Source organism: Streptomyces longhuiensis, assembly GCF_020616555.1.
GTDB lineage: Bacteria > Actinomycetota > Actinomycetes > Streptomycetales > Streptomycetaceae > Streptomyces > Streptomyces longhuiensis.
The window spans coordinates 6,612,800-6,631,094 of the sequence record NZ_CP085173.1 but is presented as its reverse complement, the minus strand read 5'-3'; the positions used below and the strand labels follow the sequence as shown (position 1 = coordinate 6,631,094).

The following is an 18,295-nucleotide window of genomic DNA, read 5'->3' as shown; positions in this document are numbered from 1 at the left end:
GCAGCTGTGATCGCGGACGTACGCGCGACCGAAGAACCAGGATACTGGACCTTTCGCTCACGGCCCAATCCGGAGTCAGCGCCCCTGTTCGTACTGCCTCAGCTGCTCCGTGCTGATCATGCTCGTGTCGAAGAGGCTGGTCTCGTCGAGCGCCGCCGGCTCGTGCGCCGCCTGCGGCTGCGCATACCCCGCCTGGGCCTGGTCGTAGGCCTGCTGCTGGTGCTGCTGGTAGGCGTACGGGTCCTGCTGCTGGTACGCGTACGGGTCCTGCTGGTACGCCGCGTACGGGTCCTGCTGGCCGTAGGGCTGCTGCTGGTAGCCGTACATGTCCTGTTGCGGGTCCTGCTGCTGGGCGTACACCGGCTGCTGGGCCGGGATCTGCGGGGCCTGGGGGATCTCCCGGTCCGGCTCGGCGGGGGCGCTGCCGATCTCCGCGAGACCGGCGAGGTAGTCGGCGTCGCTGGTGTGCTGGGTACCCGTGCCGTCGCCGAGGGTGCCGAGTTCGTCGCTGGCGACCCGGCCCTGGAGCGTGTGCCGGCCGCGGCCGACCGCCTCCAGGGTCTTGGCGAGGACCGCCTCGAAGGCGCCGAGCTTCACGTCGACGTACGAGTCGGCGTCGCGGCGCAGGGTCTCGGGGTCGTGGCTGCGCTCGGGGGCGTCCTCGTCCTCGTAGCCCTGGTCGTCGACGCCCGGGCCGGTGCCGAGAAGCTTCTCGCGGCCGCGGCCCACGGAGCCGAGGGTCTTGGTGAGGACGACCTCGAAGTTGGCGAGCTTGGAGTCGACGTAGTCGTCGGCCTCCGCGCGGATCTCCTCGGCCTCCTTGCGGGCCTCGGCGAGAATCCGCTCCCCTTCGTCCTGGGAGCGGCGCGCGACCTCGGTGTCGGAGATCAGCGAACCGCGCTCGGCGTGCGCCGTCTCGATGATCCGCTCGGCCTCCTGACGGGCCTGCTCGACCATCTGCGCGCGTCCGCCGATCAGCTCCTCGGCCTGCGCGAGGGAGCCGGGCAGCGCCTGGCGCACCTCTTCGAGCATCGCGAGCAGGTCGGCGCGATTGACCACACACGAGGCCGACATGGGCATGGACCGGGCATTGCCGACCGCGGCGACGATCTCGTCGATCTTCTTCTGCACGTCCACCGTGTGCTCGCCACTCTCTACAGGGGTGTTGGAGACGGACGGGACGACTGTACGGCCAACTGGCGCCCGGATGTCACTTCTTGGGGAGGCGCTGGGTGAGCGCCTCGAAGACCGCCGGCGGCACCAGGTGGGAGACGTCGCCGCCCCAGGCCGCGACTTCCTTCACCAGGGACGAGGAGAGGAAGCTGTACGTCGGGTTGGTGGGGACGAAGAGGGTCTCCACGCCCGTGAGGCCGTTGTTCATCTGGGCCATCTGCAGCTCGTAGTCGAAGTCGCTGACGGCGCGCAGGCCCTTCACGATGGCCGGGATGTCACGCTGCTTGCAGAAGTCGACGAGCAGTCCGTGGAACGACTCGACCTCGACGTTGCCGAACTCGGCGGTGACCTCGCGGATCAGCTCGATCCGCTCCTCGATCTCGAAGAGGCCCTTCTTCGACTGGTTGATCATCACCGCGACGTGCACGACGTCGTAGAGCTTCGACGCTCGGCCGATGATGTCCAGGTGGCCATTGGTGATGGGGTCGAACGACCCCGGACAGACGGCGCGGCGCAACGTGAGTCCCTCGCTCTCCGGTCCGGTCACGGTGCTTCCTCGCACGTGACGGTGCTCTTCAGGGCGGCGCGACCGTACCAAAACGTTCCCTCGCCGTAGCGACGGGACCTCAGTGCCTCGAATCCGTCCGGCCACGGGAAAACACCGCCCCTGGTGCTTCGCTCCACGGTGACGAGCGCTTCGTCCGCGAGCCAGCCCCCAGAGGCGAGTGTGAGCAGAATCTCCCGAAGATCGTCGTCCGGGACCACATAGGGAGGGTCGAGAAAGACCAGGTCGTACGGGGTGGCGGGGGCCGGGCCCCGGACGATCTGTTCCGCTTTGCCCGCTCTGACCTCGGCGCCGGGGAGGCCGAGGGACTTCACGTTCTCGCGGATGGTGCGGACCGCGCGGGCGTCGGCCTCCACCAGGAGCGCGTGCCCCGCGCCGCGCGACAGCGCCTCCAGGCCCACGGCACCCGAGCCGCCGTACAGGTCGAGCACGCGCTCGCCGTCGAGCGGGCCGCCGCCGAGCAGTGACTGCCAGGTGGAGAAGAGGGCTTCGCGCGCCCGGTCGGACGTGGGGCGGGTGCCGTTGCCCGGCGGGACGGACAGGCGACGTCCGCCGGCCCGGCCGGCGATCACGCGGGTCATCTGAGTCCTAGTGGAGAAGAGGCTGAAGGGACGTGCGGGGACCTCCAGTTTGTCAGCCCTTGTCGAGGTACTGCTCGCGCTCCTCGTCCAGGAGCGCGTCCAGGGCCGTGCGCAGGCCCGGCAGGCGCTCCAGGTCCGGGTCGGCGGCGACGACGGCCGTCGCCTCCTGGCGGGCCTCGGCGATGATCTCCTCGTCCTCGATGACGGCGAGCATGCGCAGGGACGAGCGCACCCCGGACTGGGCCTGGCCGAGGACGTCGCCCTCGCGGCGCTGCTCCAGGTCGATGCGGGAGAGCTCGAACCCGTCGAGCGTGGCGGCGACGGCGCCGAGACGGGCGCGGGCCGGGCTGGCCTCCGGCATCTCGCTGACCAGGAGACACAGGCCCGCCGCCGAGCCACGGCCGACGCGGCCGCGCAGCTGATGGAGCTGGGAGACGCCGAAGCGGTCGGCGTCCATGATCACCATGGCTGTGGCGTTCGGCACGTTCACCCCGACCTCGATGACCGTGGTCGCTACCAGGACGTCCGTCTCGCCCGCGGCGAAGCGGCGCATCACGGCGTCCTTGTCGTCGGGCTGCATCCTGCCGTGCAGAACCTCGACCTTCAGCCCGCGCAGAGCGCCGTGGGCCAGCTCCTCCGCGACGTCCAGGACGGCGAGCGGAGGCCGCTTCTCGGCCGCGTCCTCGGCGGACTCCTTCTTGGCCCCCTTGCCCTTCTTGCCCTGCTCCTCCTCGTCGCCGATGCGGGGACAGACGACGTACGCCTGATGCCCGTTCTCCACTTCCTCGCGCACGCGCTCCCAGGCGCGCGCGAGGAAGTGCGGCTTGTCGGCGGCGGGCACGACATGGGTGGCGATGGGCGAGCGCCCGGCGGGCAGCTGGTCGAGGACGGAGGTCTCCAGGTCTCCGAAGACCGTCATCGCGACCGTACGGGGAATGGGGGTGGCCGTCATGACCAGCAGGTGCGGGGGCTGCTTGCCCTTGCCGCGCAGGGCATCGCGCTGCTCGACACCGAAGCGGTGCTGCTCGTCGACGACGACCAGTCCCAGGTCGTGGAACTGGACCTTGTCCTCGATCAGGGCGTGCGTCCCGATGACGATGCCCGCGTCGCCCGTGACGAGGTCGAGAAGGGCCTGGCGGCGGGCGGCGACGCCCATGGAGCCGGTGAGCAGGACGACCTTGGTGGAGTGCTCGGCGCCCCCGAGCATCCCGCCCTCGGCGAGCTCACCCATCATCTCGGTGATGGAGCGGTGGTGCTGCTGGGCGAGGACCTCGGTCGGCGCGAGCATCGCGGCCTGCCCGCCCGCGTCGACAACGGCGAGCATGGCGCGCAGGGCGACCATCGTCTTGCCGGAACCGACCTCTCCCTGGAGCAGGCGGTGCATCGGGTGTTCGGTGGCGAGGCCGTCGAAGATTTCCTTGGAGACCTTCTGCTGGCCGTCGGTGAGGGTGAAGGGGAGCTTCGCGTCGAACGCCGTGAGCAAGCCGTCGGAGCGGGGGACGCGGGCCACGGCGGGCAGCTGCGCGTCGGCGAATCTCCGCCTGGCGAGGGCGACTTGGAGGACGAACGCCTCGTCCCACTTGAGGCGGGCGCGGGCGTCGGCGATGTCCGCCTTCGTGTGGGGCCGGTGGACCTTCAGGAGTGCTTCGGGCAGCGGGACGAGGCCGCGGCCCTCACGCAGCGAGTCCGGCAGGGGGTCGAGAGCCTCCTGGGCGCTGGGCAGCACCATGTCGACGGCCTTGGCGATCTTCCAGGACTCCAGCTTGGCGGTGGCCGGGTAGATCGGGAGAAGGGCGCCGGCCCAGGAGCCGATCGCCTCGTCGGCCTCGCCGGCGTCCAGGGCGTCGGTCCGCAGCAGCTCGTACGCCGGGTGGGCGAGCTGCATCTTGCGGTTGAAGACGGAGGCCTTGCCCGCGAACATCGCGCGCGTGCCGGGCAGGAGGTCCTTGTGCGGCTTGTGGATGCCGCGGCCGAAGAAGACCAGCTGGAGCTGGCCGCTGCCGTCCGTGATGGTCACTTCGAGGCGCTGGCCGGTGCCGCCGTTGAACTTCAGGATGCGGGCGCTCGCGACCTGGGCGACCACGGTGACGTGCTCGTCGAGGGGCAGGTCGGCGAGGCGGGTGAGCTCGCCGCGCTCCGCGTATCTGCGCGGATAGTGGTGGAGCAGGTCACCGACCGTGTGCAGGCCTAGGTGCTCGGCCATCACCTTCGCGGTGGCGGGACCGAGCGCTTTCTTCAGCGGTTCTTCGAGCGCGGGCACGGAATTCATTTCACACCATGGCTCTGACATCGGCGGCTCGCGATCGCATGATCCGCGACTCCGAGCGTCGGCAACGCGCCAGGGTCGCGGCGTGCCTTTCAGGCACCGGGCATGGCTTGTCCGTCATGCATCCGCATCAGCGGACGGGTGAGAAGCCATCGCGTCCACGCAACGGCGGAGTCACTGCGCACACCACGCCACTGATTCTCAGACTCGTCGACAGGTGTGCTCCTACTCGACACCGATGAGCATCAGCGCGGAGTTCCGTCCGCCCCGGTAGACCACGGTGTCGACGGCCAGGTACGTCTCGCGTACGTGCTGTTCGAGCCGGTCGGCGACCTCGTCGGGAACCTCGTCGCCGAGGACGAGAGTGACCATCTCGCCGCCCGCGGCCAGCATCCTGTCGAGGGTCGTACGGGCCGTCCGCGTCACCTCTTCGCCGATCACGGCGACGTCCCCGTCGATGAGGCCGAGGAAGTCCCCGGCCTGGCAGATGCCGGCCATCGTCCACGACTGCCGCTCGGCGACGGCCAGTTCGGCGTAGCGGGTCGCGCCGGCCGCCGACGTCATCGCGACGACGTCCTCGTCGAAGCGCCGCTCCTTCTCGTGGACGGCGAGCGCGGCGATGCCCTGGATCGCGGACCGGGTGGGGATGAGGGCGACCCGCACGCCTTCGGTGCGGGCCTGCTCGGCCGCCGCCGCGGCGGTGTGGCGCAGCTCGGCGTCGTTCGGCAGGAGCACCACTTCGCGTGCGTACGCCCGCCGGATCGCCTCGACCAGTTCCCCGCTGCCGGGCACCTCGCCGGGCCGCTCGGGTACGACGGTGGCGCCCGCCTCGCTGTACAGGCCGGCGAGCCCCTCCCCGGGGACCACGGCGACGATCGCGCGCTGAGCGCGTTCCCCGGTCGGCGCGGAGCCGGACGTGGGGTGCGTCGTATGGGCGTCGCCGGCGGCGAAGTGCGTGATGCGGATGCGGTACGGACGGCCGGCCTCGACACCCGCCTCGACGGCGGCGCCCGCGTCGTCGACGTGCACATGGACGTTCCACAGCCCGTCGCCGCCGACGACCACGAGGGAGTCGCCGAGGCCGTCGAGCCGGGTCCGCAGCCGCGCCACGGCCTGGTCGTCGGCCTCCAGGAGGTAGATCACCTCGAAGGCGGGCCCTTCGCCGTCCGCGCAGTCCAGCGCCTGGTCGACGGCCACGCGCGCGTGGTGCACGCCCCGTCCGCCCGGAGGTGCCACCGGGTCGCCCGAGAGCGCCTCGGTCAGCGCACCGAGTACGGCCACCAGCCCGCGCCCGCCCGCGTCCACGACGCCCGCGCGCCCCAGGACCGCGAGCTGTCCCGGCGTCGCGTCGAGCGCGGCACGGGCACCGTCGTACGCGGCGCGGGCCACGTCTCCGCAGTGTCCTGAGTGACCGTCGGCGGCGTCGGCAGCGGCGGCGGCCACCGTCAGAACCGTGCCCTCCACGGGATGCGCGACCGCCTCCCGTGCGGACTCGGCGGCCCGGCGCAGTGCGCGCCGCAGGCTGTCCCCGTCGGCGCCTTCGCTGTGATCCGCCTCACCGCCGACGTTCCCGGCGAGGACCTGGGCCATGCCGCGAAGGAGCTGGGCGAGGATCGTTCCGGAGTTTCCGCGGGCCCCGATCAGGGCTCCGTGAGCCATCGCGTGGACGACGTCGGGCAGCGCGGGCGGTGTGGGTTCGAGGCCCGTGAAGACCGCTTCCACGGCTTGTACCGCGGACTCGACGGTCAGGTACAGATTGGTGCCTGTGTCCCCGTCGGCGACGGGGTAGACGTTGATCGCGTCGATCTCCTCGCGGTCCCGCCCGAGCGCCTCCAGGGCCAGTGCGCACCAGGCGCGCACCGCGTGGACGTCGAGCACCTGCGGCACCTGCGCCTCCTAGAGCAGCCGAACTGGCATCGCAGCGTAGACCCCGGAGGGGGTCCCTCCGGAAGAGGGCCCGGGACGGCGACCGGGGCAACCATGGTAGTTTCGTTCTACCGAAGCAGCCGTTGTATGCTGCTCCGGTTGCCCGATATCCATCGGGCCTTCCCCTGGCACCGCCACTCAGATCCTCCGATCCGATCCCGGCATGCCGGGATCAACCGTAAGTGCATCTGAAGTCTTGGAGTGACCCGTGGCTGCCAACTGCGACGTCTGCGGCAAGGGGCCGAGCTTCGGCAACAACATTTCGCACTCGCACCGCCGTACGTCCCGTCGCTGGAACCCGAACATCCAGCGTGTGCGTGCAGTGGTCGGGCGGACGCCGAAGCGGCTCAACGTCTGCACCTCGTGCATCAAGGCCGGCAAGGTCTCGCGCTGACGTAACGCGTAGCGCGGCCACCTAGCTGGTTGCTTTAAGGACCGGTCCCCTCGGGGACCGGTCCTTTTTTATGCCGTTTTCCTGTCGCTTCCCTGCCGGTTCCCTGCCGTTCTCATGCCGGAGTCCCAAGAGCACAGGCCCGGGACGCTCCTCGTAACCCCTGCCACAATCTGACCAATGCGCTTCGGCATCCTGGGCCCCCTCGACGTACGCGCCCCCGACGGCACCCCGCTGGACCCCGGCGGTCCGCGGCCGCGGGCGTTGCTGACGCTGCTGCTCCTGGAGGCCGGCCGGACCGTCCCGGCGGAGCGTCTGATCGACGGCCTGTACGGGGACGAGCCGCCGGCCGGTGCCGCGAACGCGCTGCAGTCACAGGTCTCACGGCTGCGCAAGCGGCTCTCCCTCGGCATCGAGACCACCCCGGCGGGCTACCGGCTGGCCGTCGGCCCGGACGACGTGGACGTGCACCGCTTCGAGCGGCTGGCCGCCGAGGGCGAGCGGGCGCTCACGGCCGGGGACCCTTCCCGGGCTTCCGCACTTCTCGGGGAGGCGCTCGGGCTCTGGCGCGGTCCGGCTCTCGCCGACCTGCCTGCCGCCTTCGGCAGCCGTCTCGACGAGATCCGGCTCACCGCCGCCCAGACCCGTATCGAGGCGGAACTCGCGCTCGGCTCGGGTGGCGGCCTCGTCCCCGAGCTGCGGGAGTTGATCGCCGCCCATCCCCTCAGCGAACGCCTCTACGGTCAGCTGATGCGCGCCCTCCACGCCGACGGGCGGCCCGCCGAGGCGCTCGCCGTGTACGAGGAGGTGCGGCGTGTCCTCGCCGACGAGCTGGGGGCCGATCCCTCGGCGGAGCTCTCGGCGCTGCACCTGGAACTCCTGCGGGGGCGGGAACCCGCGCGCGGGCGGGGCGTTCCCGCGCAGTTGACCCGGTTCGTCGGGCGGACCGACGAACTCTCGCGGATCGACGCCTTGCTCGCCGGGGCGCGGCTCGTGACGCTGACGGGTCCGGGCGGGGCGGGCAAGACCCGGCTCGCGGCCGAGGCCGCACGGGACAGGACCGACGTGTGCTGGGCCGAGCTGGCGCCTCTCGCCGACGGGGAGCTGGTGCCGTACGCGCTGCTCGCTGCGCTCGGGGTGCGTGAGGGGTTCCGGGGGCCCCAGGGGGATCCGGTCGAGCGGCTGATCGACGCGCTGGAGGGACGCGAGGTGCTGCTCGTGCTCGACAACTGCGAGCATCTCGTCGACGACGCGGCCCGCACCGCGGGCATGTTGCTCGGCGCGTGTCCCGGGCTGCGGATCCTCGCCACGAGCCGAGAGGCGCTCGGCATCACCGGTGAGGCGCTGTGCCCGGTGCCGCCGCTCGCGGCCGGTCCCGCCGCGCGTCTGTTCATGGACCGGGCGGCCGCCGTACGGCCCGATGCCGATCTGCACGCGCGCGTGGAGGCCGTTCACGGGATCTGCGAGGCCCTCGACGGGCTGCCGCTGGCGATCGAACTCGCCGCGGCCAGGCTGCGCACGCTCACCGTCGACGAGCTCGCCGACCGCCTGGGCGACCGCTTCCGGCTGCTGTCCCGCGGCGACCGCACCAAGGCGCCCCGGCACCGCACGCTGCGCGCCGTCGTCGAGTGGAGCTGGGAGCTGCTCGACGAGGAGGAGCGGGATCTCGCGCGGCGGATGGCCGTGTTCGCCGGAGGGTCGTCCGGGGGCGCGACGCTCGCCGCGGTCGAGGCCGTGTGCGGGGTGCCGTACCCGGAGGACCTGCTGGCCTCGCTCACTGAGAAGTCCTTCCTGGAAGCGGCCGGTGGCCGCTACCGGATGCTTCAGACGATCCGTGCGTTCTGCGCGGAGCACCTGGCCGACGAGGGCGAGTTGTCGCGGCTGCGGGACGCGCACGCCGCGTACTTCCGGGGACTGGCGGCGCAGGCGGAGCCGTATCTGCGCGGCGGCGGGCAACTGCCGCGGCTGGCCGCGCTCGGGGCCGAGCGGGACAACCTGTCGGCGGCCCTGCGTCATCTCGTGCGCGCGGACCCGCACGCGGCGCTGCGGCTGATGGCGGACCTGTCCTGGTTCTGGCGGCTGCGCGGGCTGCACGGCGCGCATGTGCCGCTGGCCCGCGAGCTGCTCGCTGCGCTCGGGGACGAGCCGCCGGAGGACCTTGCCGAGGAGTACGTCCTGTGCGTGATCAACACGGTCGCGGGCGACGGGAACGACCCGCGCGAACCGGAGCGCCTGGCCCGCGCGGAGGCCGTGCTCGCATCCCGGGACCACGCGCTGCGGCGGCCGTTCGTGGTGGTCCTGTGGTCGGTGGCGTACGGGCCGCAGTACGCCGTGAAGGAGCGGGTGCGCCGGCAGGTCGGCGAAGCGCCCTGGGGGCTCGCGCTGCTCGATGTCGGCCTGGGCTTCCAGGAGTGGTTCGCGGGGCGCCCCGTCACGTCGGAGGAGCACTTCGAGCGGGCGCTCGCCGGCTTCCGGGCGACCGGGGACCGATGGGGCATGGCCAACTGCCTTGATCCGCTGGGCATGTTCGCGGACTGGCGCGGTGATCGGGAGCGGGCCCTGGCGCTGCTCGACGAGGGTCTCGCGCATGTGGCCGCGCTCGAAGCCCCGGAGGAGACCGCCGATCTGCTGCACCGGCGGGCGTACGTCCTGCTTCACCAGGGCCAACTCCGGGACGCCGCAGACCACTTCACGCGGTCGGCCGCGATGGCCCGTACGGCGGCCGTCCCCGACAAGGTGGCGAGCGCGCGGCGCGGGCTCGGCGATGTGGCACGGACCGGCGGGGACACGGAGCACGCGCGCGTGCACTACGAAGCGGCTCTCGAGCTGTGCGCGGCGAACTGGTTCAGCGTCGGCGAGACCGTGCGGACCCTGATCGGTCTGGGCCGCGTCGCCCTCGCCGCGTCACGGCCCGACGAGGCGCGCGACTGGTTCGAGCAGGGGCTCGCGCTCTGCGACGGGCCCACGCGCGCCCTCGAACTCGCGGACGTGGCCGAGGCGTTGGCCTCCGTGGCGCAGGGTCCGCGCGAGGCCGCGGTGCTGCTCGGGGCCGGTGCGGGTCTGCGCGGCCTCGCGCTCGCCGGGGACCCGGACGTCGCCCCCGTAGAGGCATGGGTCCGTGCGGCCCTCACTCCGGAGACGTACGAGAGGGCGTTCAAAGAGGGCCGGGCCATGAGATCAGCGGCGGTCAGCCGACGGTAAGCGGGTGGTCAGGGGCGCCCGCGAGGCTCGGGGACATGACGAACACACACACCCCGTACGCATCGACCCGGCTGTCCCACCTCGACGTCCTGGTCTCCGGCGCCAGCGTCGCCGGCCCCGCCGTCGCCCTCGCCCTGTCCCTCCACGGAGCCCGCGTCACCGTCGTCGAGAAGGCCCCCGCCCTGCGCGAGGGCGGATTCGCGGTCGACTTCCGCGGCTGGGTGCACTGCACGGTCCTGACCGCCCTCGGCATCCACGACGACATCCACGCGCGCCAGACCCGCATGGGCCGCCAGACGGTCGTCGACGCCGACGGCACCCCGCGCGTCGATCTGCCGGCGGAGCTGATGAGCGGCGACGTGGAGATCTTCCGCGGCGACCTCGCCCACATCCTGTACGAGCACGGCAGGGACACCGTGGAGTACGTCTTCGGTGACTCGATCGCCACCCTGGCCCAGGACGACGACGGGGTCGACGTCACCTTCGAGCGCGCGGCGCCCCGCCGCTTCGATCTCGTCGTGGCGGCCGACGGACTGCACTCCCCCACCCGTCGCCTCGTGTTCGGTGACGAGTCCCGCTATCTGCGCTTTCTCGACCACTACGTGGCCGGCTTCGGCATCCCCAACCACCTGGGCCTCGACCGCACCGGCAGGCTCTACAGCGACCCGGGCCGCGCGGTCTCCGTCAGCAACTACGACGGGGACCCGGACCGCGCGGGCGCGCTCCTGGTGTTCCGCTCCGGGCCTCTGGTCCTCGACCGCAGGGACGTGGACGGGCAGAAGCGGATCCTTGCGGAGCGGTTCGCGGGGATGGGCTGGGAGGCGCCCCGGGTCCTCGAGGCGCTGGAGGACGCGGACGACCTGTACTTCGACGCCATCGCGCAGATCCATGTCGACCGGCTCACCAAGGGTCGCGTGGTCCTGCTCGGCGACGCGGGGTACGGCGCCACGATGGGCGGCATGGGCACCGGCGTCGCGGTCGTCGGCGCATACGTCCTGGCGGGTGAACTGGCCCTGGCCGGCGGCGATCACCGCACCGCGTTCGCCGCCTACGAGGCACAGATCGGGGACTTCGCGAAGGGCTGCCAGAAGATCTCGGGCAACGCGGGCCCGTTCTTCGCGCCGCCCACCGAGCGGAAGATCCGCAGCCGTGACCGGATGTACCGGCTGCTCAGCTCCCGCCTGATGGCCGGGTTCTTCAAGCGCCTGACGGAGAAGGCCGCGACCGCGCTCGACCTGAAGGACTACCCGGCCCTGCTGGACGCACCGGCCGTGGCGGTACGCGGCCGGTGAGCCCGTCAGGCCTCTATGTCCCCGAAGTGGTCCCAGCCGCCCTTGTTCGTCCACGGGGCGCCGTCGACCGTCACCTGGGGCAGCGCCGACGGGTTGAGGACCTCGCCGATCACCTTCCAGCGGGCGGGCAGCTTCACGTCCGGCGGGAACGTGGCCACGATGGCGTGGTCCTCTCCCCCGGTGAGCACCCACTGGATCGGGTCGACGCCGACGGCCTGCCCGATGTCGTTCATCTGCGAAGGCACGTCGACCTTGCCGGACTTGATGTCGATACGGACCTTGCTGGCCTCCGCGATGTGGCCCAGGTCGGCGATGAGCCCGTCGCTGACGTCGCACATGGCCGTGGCGCCGAGCCCGGCGGCCGCGGGGCCCGCGTGGTACGGCGGTTCGGGGCGCCGGTGGGCCTCGACGAAGGCGCGGGGCGAGCGGAAGCCGCGCGAGAGGACCGCGTGCCCGGCCGCGGACCAGCCGAGCCAGCCGGTCACCGCGACGACGTCGCCCGGCTGTGCGCCGGCGCGCGTGACCGGCTCGTGGTTGCGCATGTCGCCGAGCGCGGTGATCGCGACGGTGATGGTGTCGCCGCGTACGACATCACCTCCGACGACGGCGGCGCCCGCGACCTGGCACTCGTCGCGCAGGCCGTCCATCAGCTCGTTCGGCCAGCTGGCGGGGAGTTCGGCGGGGACCACGAGGCCGAGCAGGAGCGCGGTCGGGACGGCGCCCATCGCGGCGATGTCCGCGAGGTTCTGCGCGGCCGCCTTGCGCCCGACGTCGTACGCCGTGGACCAGTCGCGGCGGAAGTGCCGCCCTTCGAGGAGGATGTCCGTGCTCACGACGACCCTGCGGTCCGGCGCGGCCACCACGGCCGCGTCGTCGCCCGGGCCGAGTCGTACGGCCGGGGTGGTGGTGAGCCGGGAGGTGAGCTCTCGGATGAGCCCGAACTCGCCCAGCTCGCCGACGGTGCCCTTCATGCGCGTACTGCCCCTTCTGCCCCGGTCCGCTTACGGTCGCGAGCCGTCTCTGTCATCGGTACGGTCATTGTCATGGGCGGGACCGTCCCGTGGACCGGTGCCCGCCTTCCGTCAGTCGCAGTGTGTACGCCACAGTCACCGCGGGTCTCCCCGCGGCGAGCGGCGACGCGATACCGTGGCGTCTCTTCTCCCCACATGATCCTCGTGGCCGCCCTGGAGGTTCCGTGGTACAGGCGTACATCCTGATTCAGACCGAAGTCGGCAAGGCGTCGACCGTAGCCGAGCTGATCGGCAAGATCCCGGGGGTGATCCAGGCCGAGGACGTGACAGGTCCCTACGACGTCATCGTGCGCGCACAGGCCGACACAGTCGATGAGCTGGGCCGCATGGTGGTCGCCAAGGTCCAGCAAGTGGACGGCATCACCCGCACCCTGACCTGCCCGGTCGTGCACTTGTAGCCCCCGTCTAACCTTGGCCGGTGAACTTCTTCCGCCACCGGCCCCGCCTTGCCACCGGGCTCCCCGCCCTGGCCCTGCTGCTCGCCGTCTCGGGCTGCTCCTCAGCAGACGACACGGCACACGCAGCGGTTCCCACCCCTGACGCCAAGGTCACGGACCTGTGCCGGAACCTGCACAAAAGGCTTCCGGACACGGTGGACGGGCACGGAAGGAACGACCCCTCTCCGCGGTCCGAGCTGACCGCGGGGTGGGGAGATCCGGCGATCATACTGCGCTGCGGTGTCGCACGGCCCGCGCTGATGGACGACCCCCAGGCTCTGCCCGTGAAGGTGAACGGCGTGGGCTGGGCGTACGAGAAGCGGGACGACGGCACGCAGGTGCTCACGACGACGCTGCGGGTGGCCTACGTGGAGGTCACCCTGCCCAAGGAGCTGGCCGCCGAGGGGGCCTCGCCCCTGGTCGACTTCGCCCAGCCCGTCAAGAAGGCGATCCCCGAAGGGATCGCCGACTGACGTGCACGGATCGGATCGCTACAGGACTAGCGCAGCCCCGTCGACCGGTTCAGCGCCGCCTGGATGAGGCGGTCCACCAGCTCCTGGTAGCTCACGCCGCTCTCCTGCCACATCCGCGGGTACATGGAGATCGGGGTGAAGCCGGGCAGCGTGTTGATCTCGTTGATCACGAAGTCGCCGTCCTCGGTGAGGAAGAAGTCGGCGCGCACGAGGCCCTCGCAGGACGCCGCGTCGAACGCCTCGACCGCGAGCCGCTGCACCTCGGCCGTCTGCTCGTCGGTGAGCGGCGCGGGCACGATGCCGGACGCCGAGTCGATGTACTTGGCCTCGAAGTCGTAGAAGTCGTGGGCCTGGACCGGCGGGATCTCGGCCGGCACGCTCGCGCGCGGCCCGTCCTCGAACTCCAGGACTCCGCACTCGATCTCGCGGCCGACGAGCGCCGCCTCCACGATGATCTTCGGGTCGTGGCTGCGGGCCTCCTCGATCGCCTCGTCGAGGCCCTCGAAGGAGTCGACCTTGGTGATGCCGATCGACGAACCCGCGCGCGCGGGCTTGATGAACAGCGGCCAGCCCTGCTCGCCGACGAAGTCCGCGATGCGGCGCCGCGCGCCTTCCCGGTCGTTCTCCCACTCGCGCGGCCGGATCACCAGGTAGGGGCCGACCTTCAGCCCGAACGAGGTGAAGACCCGCTTCATGTAGTCCTTGTCCTGGCCGACGGCCGAGGACAGGACGCCACAGCCGACGTACGGCGTCCCGGACAGGTCGAGCAGGCCCTGGATGGTGCCGTCCTCGCCGTACGGGCCGTGCAGGACGGGGAACACGACGTCGACGTCGCCGAGGACCTTGGGCACGGAGCCGGGCTCCGTGTAGACGACCTCGCGGCTCGACGGGTCGACGGGCAGCACGACCCCGCCCTCGGCGGACTCGGCGAGCTCGGCGACGTCCGGCACCTTGCGGTCGGTGATGGCCATCCGCTCGGGATCGTCGGCGGTCAGCGCCCAACGCCCCTCCCGCGTGATGCCGATCGGCAGCACGTCGTACTTGGTGCGGTCGATGGCCCGCAGCACGGCGCCTGCGGTGACGACGGAAACGCCGTGCTCGGAGCTGCGACCGCCGAAGACGACGGCCACACGGGGCTTCTGGCCCGACGGGCGGCTGCTCTGGGGAAGGTTCTCGCTGCTCATATCGCGTTGAGCGTACCTGCTGGTAGCAGCGGAGTCAGCGTCCGGCGAGCCTCGCGTCAGCGCCGTTCGGGCTTGGCGCTGCGCGACATCATCTCCTTCAGGGCGACGACCGGGGACTTCCCCTCGTGCACGATGCCGACGACGGTTTCGGTGATCGGCATGTCGACGCCGTGCCGGCGCGCCAGGTCGAGCACCGACTCGCAGGACTTGACGCCCTCGGCGGTCTGCTTGGTGACCGCGATGGTCTCCTGGAGGGTCATGCCCTTGCCCAGGTTGGTCCCGAAGGTGTGGTTGCGCGACAGGGGCGAGGAGCAGGTGGCGACGAGGTCGCCGAGACCCGCGAGCCCGGAGAACGTGAGCGGGTCGGCGCCCATCGCGAGGCCGAGCCGGGTGGTCTCGGCGAGGCCGCGCGTGATGAGCGAGCCCTTCGCGTTGTCGCCGAGGCCCATGCCGTCGGCGATGCCGACGGCGAGCCCGATGACGTTCTTCACGGCTCCGCCGAGCTCGCAGCCGATCACGTCCGTGTTCGTGTACGGCCGGAAGTACGGCGTGTGGCAGGCGGTCTGGAGGCGCTGCGCAACCGATTCGTCGCGGCAGGCGACGACCGCGGCGGCGGGCATCCGGGCGGCGATCTCGCGGGCGAGGTTGGGGCCCGTGACGATCGCGATGCGGTCCTCGCCGACCTTCGTGACGTCCTCGATGACCTCGCTCATCCGCATGGCGGAGCCGAGTTCGACGCCCTTCATGAGGGAGACGAGGACCGTGCCGGGCGCGAGCAGCGGCGTCCACTCGGCGAGGTTGGCGCGCAGCGTCTGCGAGGGCACGGCGAGCACCGTGAAGTCGGCGCCGTCCGCGGCCTCGGCGGCGTCCGTGGTCGCCCTGATGTTGCCGGGGAGTTCGATGCCGGGGAGGTAATCGGGGTTCGTACGCGTGGAGTTGACCGCTTCGGCCAGTTCGGGCCTGCGCGCCCACAGGGTGACGTCGCACCCCGCGTCGGCGAGCACCATGGCGAAGGCCGTACCCCAGGAGCCGGTTCCGAAGACGGCCGCCTTGACGGGTGGGGTCACTTGCTCTCCTCAGGACTTCCGTGCTCGATGGCGGCCGAACCGGCCTGCTCCGTAAGGGTGTTGGTGCCGGCGGCCTTGCGGCGCTGCGCGATGCGCGCCTCACGGGGGTCGTAACGCCGCAGCGGGGGCTGCTCGCCGCGCAGTTCACCGAGCAGTCCGGTGATCGCCGTCATGATGGCCTCGGTGGCCTCCTTGAGGAGTTCCGGGGTCATCTCCTTGTCGTAGAAGCGCTCCAGGTCGACCGGCGGTCCGGCGAGGACGTGGTGCGTCTTGCGCGGCAGCAGGTCGGGCTTCTTCGCGTACGGCGCGAGCACGAGGTTGGCGCCCCACTGGGCGACGGGAATCACGGGGCACTTGGTCTGCAGTGCCACGCGCGCGACGCCCGTCTTGGCGGTCATGGGCCACAGATCCGGATCGCGGGTGAGGGTGCCCTCGGGATAGAAGGCGACGCACTCCCCGCGCTCGACGGCGTCGATGGCGGCACGGAACGCGCTGAGCGCATCCGTGGTCTCGCGGTAGACGGGGATCTGTCCGGTGCCGCGCATGACGGCGCCGACGAACCCCTTCTTGAAGAGCCCGTGTTTGGCGAGGAATCGCGGAACGCGTCCGGTGTTGTACTGGAAGTGCGCGTACGCCAACGGGTCCAGATGCGAATTGTGGTTCACCGCGGTGATAAAGCCGCCGTCGGCCGGAATGTTCTCCATTCCGCGCCAGTCCCGCTTGATCAGAACCACGAGCGGCGGTTTTGCGATGACCGCCGCCAGGCGGTACCAGAAGCCGATTCTGCGGCGGGACACTCGGACACCTTCCTCTATGGACCCTTGAAGGCCCTCTCGGACCTGGTCAGCCGCACAAGTGTCGCCCCAGGCCGCCGGTCTGTCGAGAACACCGTACGCCCGCACGTTTATGCCCACCTCACGCGCCGGGCCACAATGAGCGCGACCCGAAGGGACGGACCTCACGTGCAGTGGACCCTCGTGATACCGCTGAAACCCCTGGTGCGGGCCAAGAGCAGGCTGGCGCCCACGGCGGGGGACGGGGTGCGCCCCGGGCTCGCGCTGGCGTTCGCGCAGGACACCGTGGCCGCCGCGACCGCCTCGGCCGGGGTGCGGGATGTGGTGGTAGTCACGGACGACGCGCTCGCCGGGAGGGAGCTGGCCGCCCTGGGTGCCCTGATCGTCCCCGATGCCCCGGGAGCGGGCCTGAACGCCGCTCTGGCGCACGGTGCGGCGGCCGCGCGGGCCCGGCGCCCTGATGCGGCAGTCGCGGCGCTCAACGCCGATCTGCCGGCCCTGCGGTCCGCGGAATTGTCCCGGGTTCTCGCGGAAGCCGCGCTATTTCCCCGCGCATTTCTCCCCGATGCCGCGGGAATCGGGACAACACTTCTCAGTGCGGGTTCCGGTACGGAATTGCGTCCCGCATTCGGCACCGCGTCGCGGGCCCGTCATGCCGCGTCCGGCGCGGTGGAACTCCCGCTGACGGGCGTCGACTCCGTACGCCAGGACGTGGACACCGGCGAGGACCTGCGGGTGGCGCTGTCGCTCGGCGTCGGCCCGCGCACCGCGGGGGCGGCCGCCGGGCTGCTGATCCCGGACTGAGTACGCTGCCTTCATGCAGGCGACCGCGTACACATACGACTCCGAATCCCGCTCCGGCAGCGTGCTGCTCGACGACGGCACCCCCGTGCCGTTCGACGGCCCGGCGTTCGACGCGGGCGGCCTTCGGCTGCTGCGCCCCGGGCAGCGGGTCCGTATCGAGGTCGAGGGTGAGGGCGAGGCGCTGCGCATCACGCTGGTGACGCTGCAGACGCTCTGAGCCTGCGCCGAACCGGGCTTTCGCGAACACACCGCGGGCCGGGCTCCCCGAGGGGAGCCCGGCCCGGCGCGTGAGGGGCTCTTGAGGCCGTCGCCCTTACTTCTTGCGGGCGGTGGTCTTCTTGGCGGTCGTCTTGCGCGCAGTGGACTTCTTGGCGGGCGCCTTCTTGGCCGTGGCCTTCTTGGCGGGCGCCGTCTTCTTCGCCGTGGCCTTCTTCGCGGCGGTCTTCGCCGGGGCGGCCTTCTTGGCGGCGGCCTTCTTCGCCGTGGCGGTGGTCTTCTTGGCGGTGGCCTTCTTCGCCGTCGCCGTGGTCTTCTTCGCCGTCGTCTTCTTGGCGGTGACCTTCTTGGCGGTGACCTTCTTCGCGGTCGCCTTCTTGGCGGTCGTGGCCTTCTTGGCCGCGGCCTTCTTGACGGTCGCCGAAGCACCGCCGGTCAGGCTGCCCTTGGGCGCCTTCTTCACGGCCACGTCGTTCTTCGGGAGCTTCTTCGAGCCCGCGACGAGGTCCTTGAAGCCCTGACCGGCACGGAAACGCGGAACGGAGGTCTTCTTGACCCGTACGCGCTCACCCGTCTGCGGGTTACGGGCGTAGCGGGCCGGGCGGTCGACCTTCTCGAACGAGCCGAAGCCGGTGACCGAGACCCGGTCCCCGCTGACGACGGCACGGACGATGGCGTCCAGGACCGCGTCGACGGCGTCCGCGGCCTGCTGACGGCCGCCGACCTTGTCGGCAATCGCTTCTACGAGCTGCGCCTTGTTCACGTCTTCCCCTTCGGAGACATTGCCGGAACGTATCCGGTCCGGCTTTTTCGCACGTTAGGCAGATATATACCGCAAATCAAACACGAAACGGGCTAATCACCCTTGTGCCGCAACGAACTCGGGCTGTCGCG

The 18,295-nt window shown here is 71.3% G+C and carries 17 protein-coding genes; 7 read left to right on the top strand and 10 right to left on the bottom strand.

What is annotated here, in order from left to right; translation table 11 throughout:
* Positions 1-75 precede the first annotated feature (75 nt).
* The 5 genes from LGI35_RS30595 to LGI35_RS30575 form a co-directional block, all read right to left on the bottom strand.
* Positions 76-1,137 (bottom strand): ATP synthase F0 subunit B, encoded by a 1,062-nt coding sequence (locus tag LGI35_RS30595; protein ID WP_227297415.1) that lies wholly within the window; start codon positions 1,135-1,137, stop codon positions 76-78.
* Between the two features lie 73 nt (positions 1,138-1,210).
* Entirely contained in the window at positions 1,211-1,690 is a 480-nt protein-coding gene (coaD, locus tag LGI35_RS30590; RefSeq protein WP_227300596.1) for a pantetheine-phosphate adenylyltransferase, read from the bottom strand.
* A 26-nt stretch (positions 1,691-1,716) separates the two neighbouring features.
* Entirely contained in the window at positions 1,717-2,319 is a 603-nt protein-coding gene (gene rsmD, locus LGI35_RS30585; protein WP_116509421.1) for a 16S rRNA (guanine(966)-N(2))-methyltransferase RsmD, read from the bottom strand.
* A gap of 52 nt (positions 2,320-2,371) precedes the next feature.
* Entirely contained in the window at positions 2,372-4,588 is a 2,217-nt protein-coding gene (gene recG / locus LGI35_RS30580; RefSeq protein WP_227297412.1) for an ATP-dependent DNA helicase RecG, read from the bottom strand.
* Between the two features lie 222 nt (positions 4,589-4,810).
* Positions 4,811-6,472, bottom strand: coding sequence for a DAK2 domain-containing protein (locus tag LGI35_RS30575; protein WP_227297410.1), 1,662 nt, complete (start codon positions 6,470-6,472; stop codon positions 4,811-4,813).
* Between the two features lie 247 nt (positions 6,473-6,719).
* Here LGI35_RS30575 and rpmB point away from each other — a divergent pair, with 247 nt between their 5' ends.
* The 3 genes from rpmB (at position 6,720) to LGI35_RS30560 (ending at position 11,395) form a co-directional block, all read left to right on the top strand.
* On the top strand, positions 6,720-6,905 hold the full coding sequence (gene rpmB / locus LGI35_RS30570) for a 50S ribosomal protein L28 (RefSeq protein WP_003951095.1): 186 nt from the start codon (positions 6,720-6,722) through the stop codon (positions 6,903-6,905).
* A 177-nt stretch (positions 6,906-7,082) separates the two neighbouring features.
* Positions 7,083-10,103, top strand: coding sequence for an AfsR/SARP family transcriptional regulator (locus LGI35_RS30565; RefSeq protein ID WP_227297407.1), 3,021 nt, complete (start codon positions 7,083-7,085; stop codon positions 10,101-10,103).
* Between the two features lie 35 nt (positions 10,104-10,138).
* A complete protein-coding gene (locus LGI35_RS30560; protein WP_227297404.1) occupies positions 10,139-11,395 on the top strand; it encodes an FAD-dependent monooxygenase in 1,257 nt (418 codons plus the stop codon).
* Positions 11,396-11,400: 5 nt separating this feature from the next.
* Here LGI35_RS30560 and LGI35_RS30555 read toward each other — a convergent pair whose 3' ends face one another.
* Positions 11,401-12,366, bottom strand: coding sequence for a thiamine-phosphate kinase (locus LGI35_RS30555; protein WP_100595034.1), 966 nt, complete (start codon positions 12,364-12,366; stop codon positions 11,401-11,403).
* A gap of 224 nt (positions 12,367-12,590) precedes the next feature.
* Between LGI35_RS30555 and LGI35_RS30550 the strand changes: the two genes are divergently transcribed.
* Together LGI35_RS30550 and LGI35_RS30545 are read left to right on the top strand one after the other, a co-directional pair.
* A complete protein-coding gene (locus tag LGI35_RS30550; RefSeq protein ID WP_016642988.1) occupies positions 12,591-12,824 on the top strand; it encodes an Lrp/AsnC family transcriptional regulator in 234 nt (77 codons plus the stop codon).
* Between the two features lie 20 nt (positions 12,825-12,844).
* Complete coding sequence (locus LGI35_RS30545) at positions 12,845-13,336, top strand: DUF3515 domain-containing protein (protein ID WP_227297402.1); 492 nt, start codon at positions 12,845-12,847, stop codon at positions 13,334-13,336.
* Positions 13,337-13,362: 26 nt separating this feature from the next.
* On the opposite strand, the gene LGI35_RS30540 is transcribed toward LGI35_RS30545, so the two are convergent.
* Genes LGI35_RS30540 through LGI35_RS30530 form a run of 3 tightly spaced genes read right to left on the bottom strand, consistent with a single transcriptional unit; the run spans position 13,363 to position 16,384 of the window.
* Positions 13,363-14,520: a D-alanine--D-alanine ligase family protein gene (locus tag LGI35_RS30540; RefSeq protein WP_227297400.1), complete on the bottom strand. Its 1,158-nt coding sequence runs from the start codon at positions 14,518-14,520 to the stop codon at positions 13,363-13,365.
* A 56-nt stretch (positions 14,521-14,576) separates the two neighbouring features.
* A complete protein-coding gene (locus LGI35_RS30535; RefSeq protein ID WP_227297399.1) occupies positions 14,577-15,587 on the bottom strand; it encodes an NAD(P)H-dependent glycerol-3-phosphate dehydrogenase in 1,011 nt (336 codons plus the stop codon).
* Positions 15,584-16,384 carry a lysophospholipid acyltransferase family protein gene (locus tag LGI35_RS30530; RefSeq protein ID WP_227297397.1) on the bottom strand — a complete coding sequence of 267 codons (801 nt, stop codon included), beginning with the start codon at positions 16,382-16,384 and terminating at the stop codon, positions 15,584-15,586. Before LGI35_RS30530 ends, LGI35_RS30535 begins: the two co-directional genes overlap by 4 nt.
* Before the next feature lie 165 nt (positions 16,385-16,549).
* Here LGI35_RS30530 and cofC point away from each other — a divergent pair, with 165 nt between their 5' ends.
* Together cofC and LGI35_RS30520 are read left to right on the top strand one after the other, a co-directional pair.
* Positions 16,550-17,185: a 2-phospho-L-lactate guanylyltransferase gene (cofC, locus tag LGI35_RS30525; RefSeq protein WP_227297395.1), complete on the top strand. Its 636-nt coding sequence runs from the start codon at positions 16,550-16,552 to the stop codon at positions 17,183-17,185.
* 13 nt (positions 17,186-17,198) lie between these two features.
* A complete protein-coding gene (locus LGI35_RS30520; protein WP_227297393.1) occupies positions 17,199-17,402 on the top strand; it encodes a hypothetical protein in 204 nt (67 codons plus the stop codon).
* 96 nt (positions 17,403-17,498) lie between these two features.
* Here the strand turns inward: LGI35_RS30520 and LGI35_RS30515 are convergent, their stop codons facing one another.
* Positions 17,499-18,164: an HU family DNA-binding protein gene (locus tag LGI35_RS30515; protein WP_227297392.1), complete on the bottom strand. Its 666-nt coding sequence runs from the start codon at positions 18,162-18,164 to the stop codon at positions 17,499-17,501.
* Positions 18,165-18,295 lie beyond the last annotated feature (131 nt).

Excerpts from the sequence above, each read along its gene's own strand:
- rsmD (WP_116509421.1), bottom strand. The coding sequence starts at position 2,319 with ATGACCCGCGTGATCGCCGGCCGGGCCGGCGGACGTCGCCTGTCCGTC.
- LGI35_RS30560 (WP_227297404.1), top strand. The coding sequence starts at position 10,139 with ATGACGAACACACACACCCCGTACGCATCGACCCGGCTGTCCCACCTC.
- LGI35_RS30565 (WP_227297407.1), top strand. The coding sequence starts at position 7,083 with ATGCGCTTCGGCATCCTGGGCCCCCTCGACGTACGCGCCCCCGACGGC.
- LGI35_RS30540 (WP_227297400.1), bottom strand. The coding sequence starts at position 14,520 with ATGAGCAGCGAGAACCTTCCCCAGAGCAGCCGCCCGTCGGGCCAGAAG.
- recG (WP_227297412.1), bottom strand. The coding sequence starts at position 4,588 with ATGAATTCCGTGCCCGCGCTCGAAGAACCGCTGAAGAAAGCGCTCGGT.
- LGI35_RS30555 (WP_100595034.1), bottom strand. The coding sequence starts at position 12,366 with ATGAAGGGCACCGTCGGCGAGCTGGGCGAGTTCGGGCTCATCCGAGAG.
- LGI35_RS30520 (WP_227297393.1), top strand. The coding sequence starts at position 17,199 with ATGCAGGCGACCGCGTACACATACGACTCCGAATCCCGCTCCGGCAGC.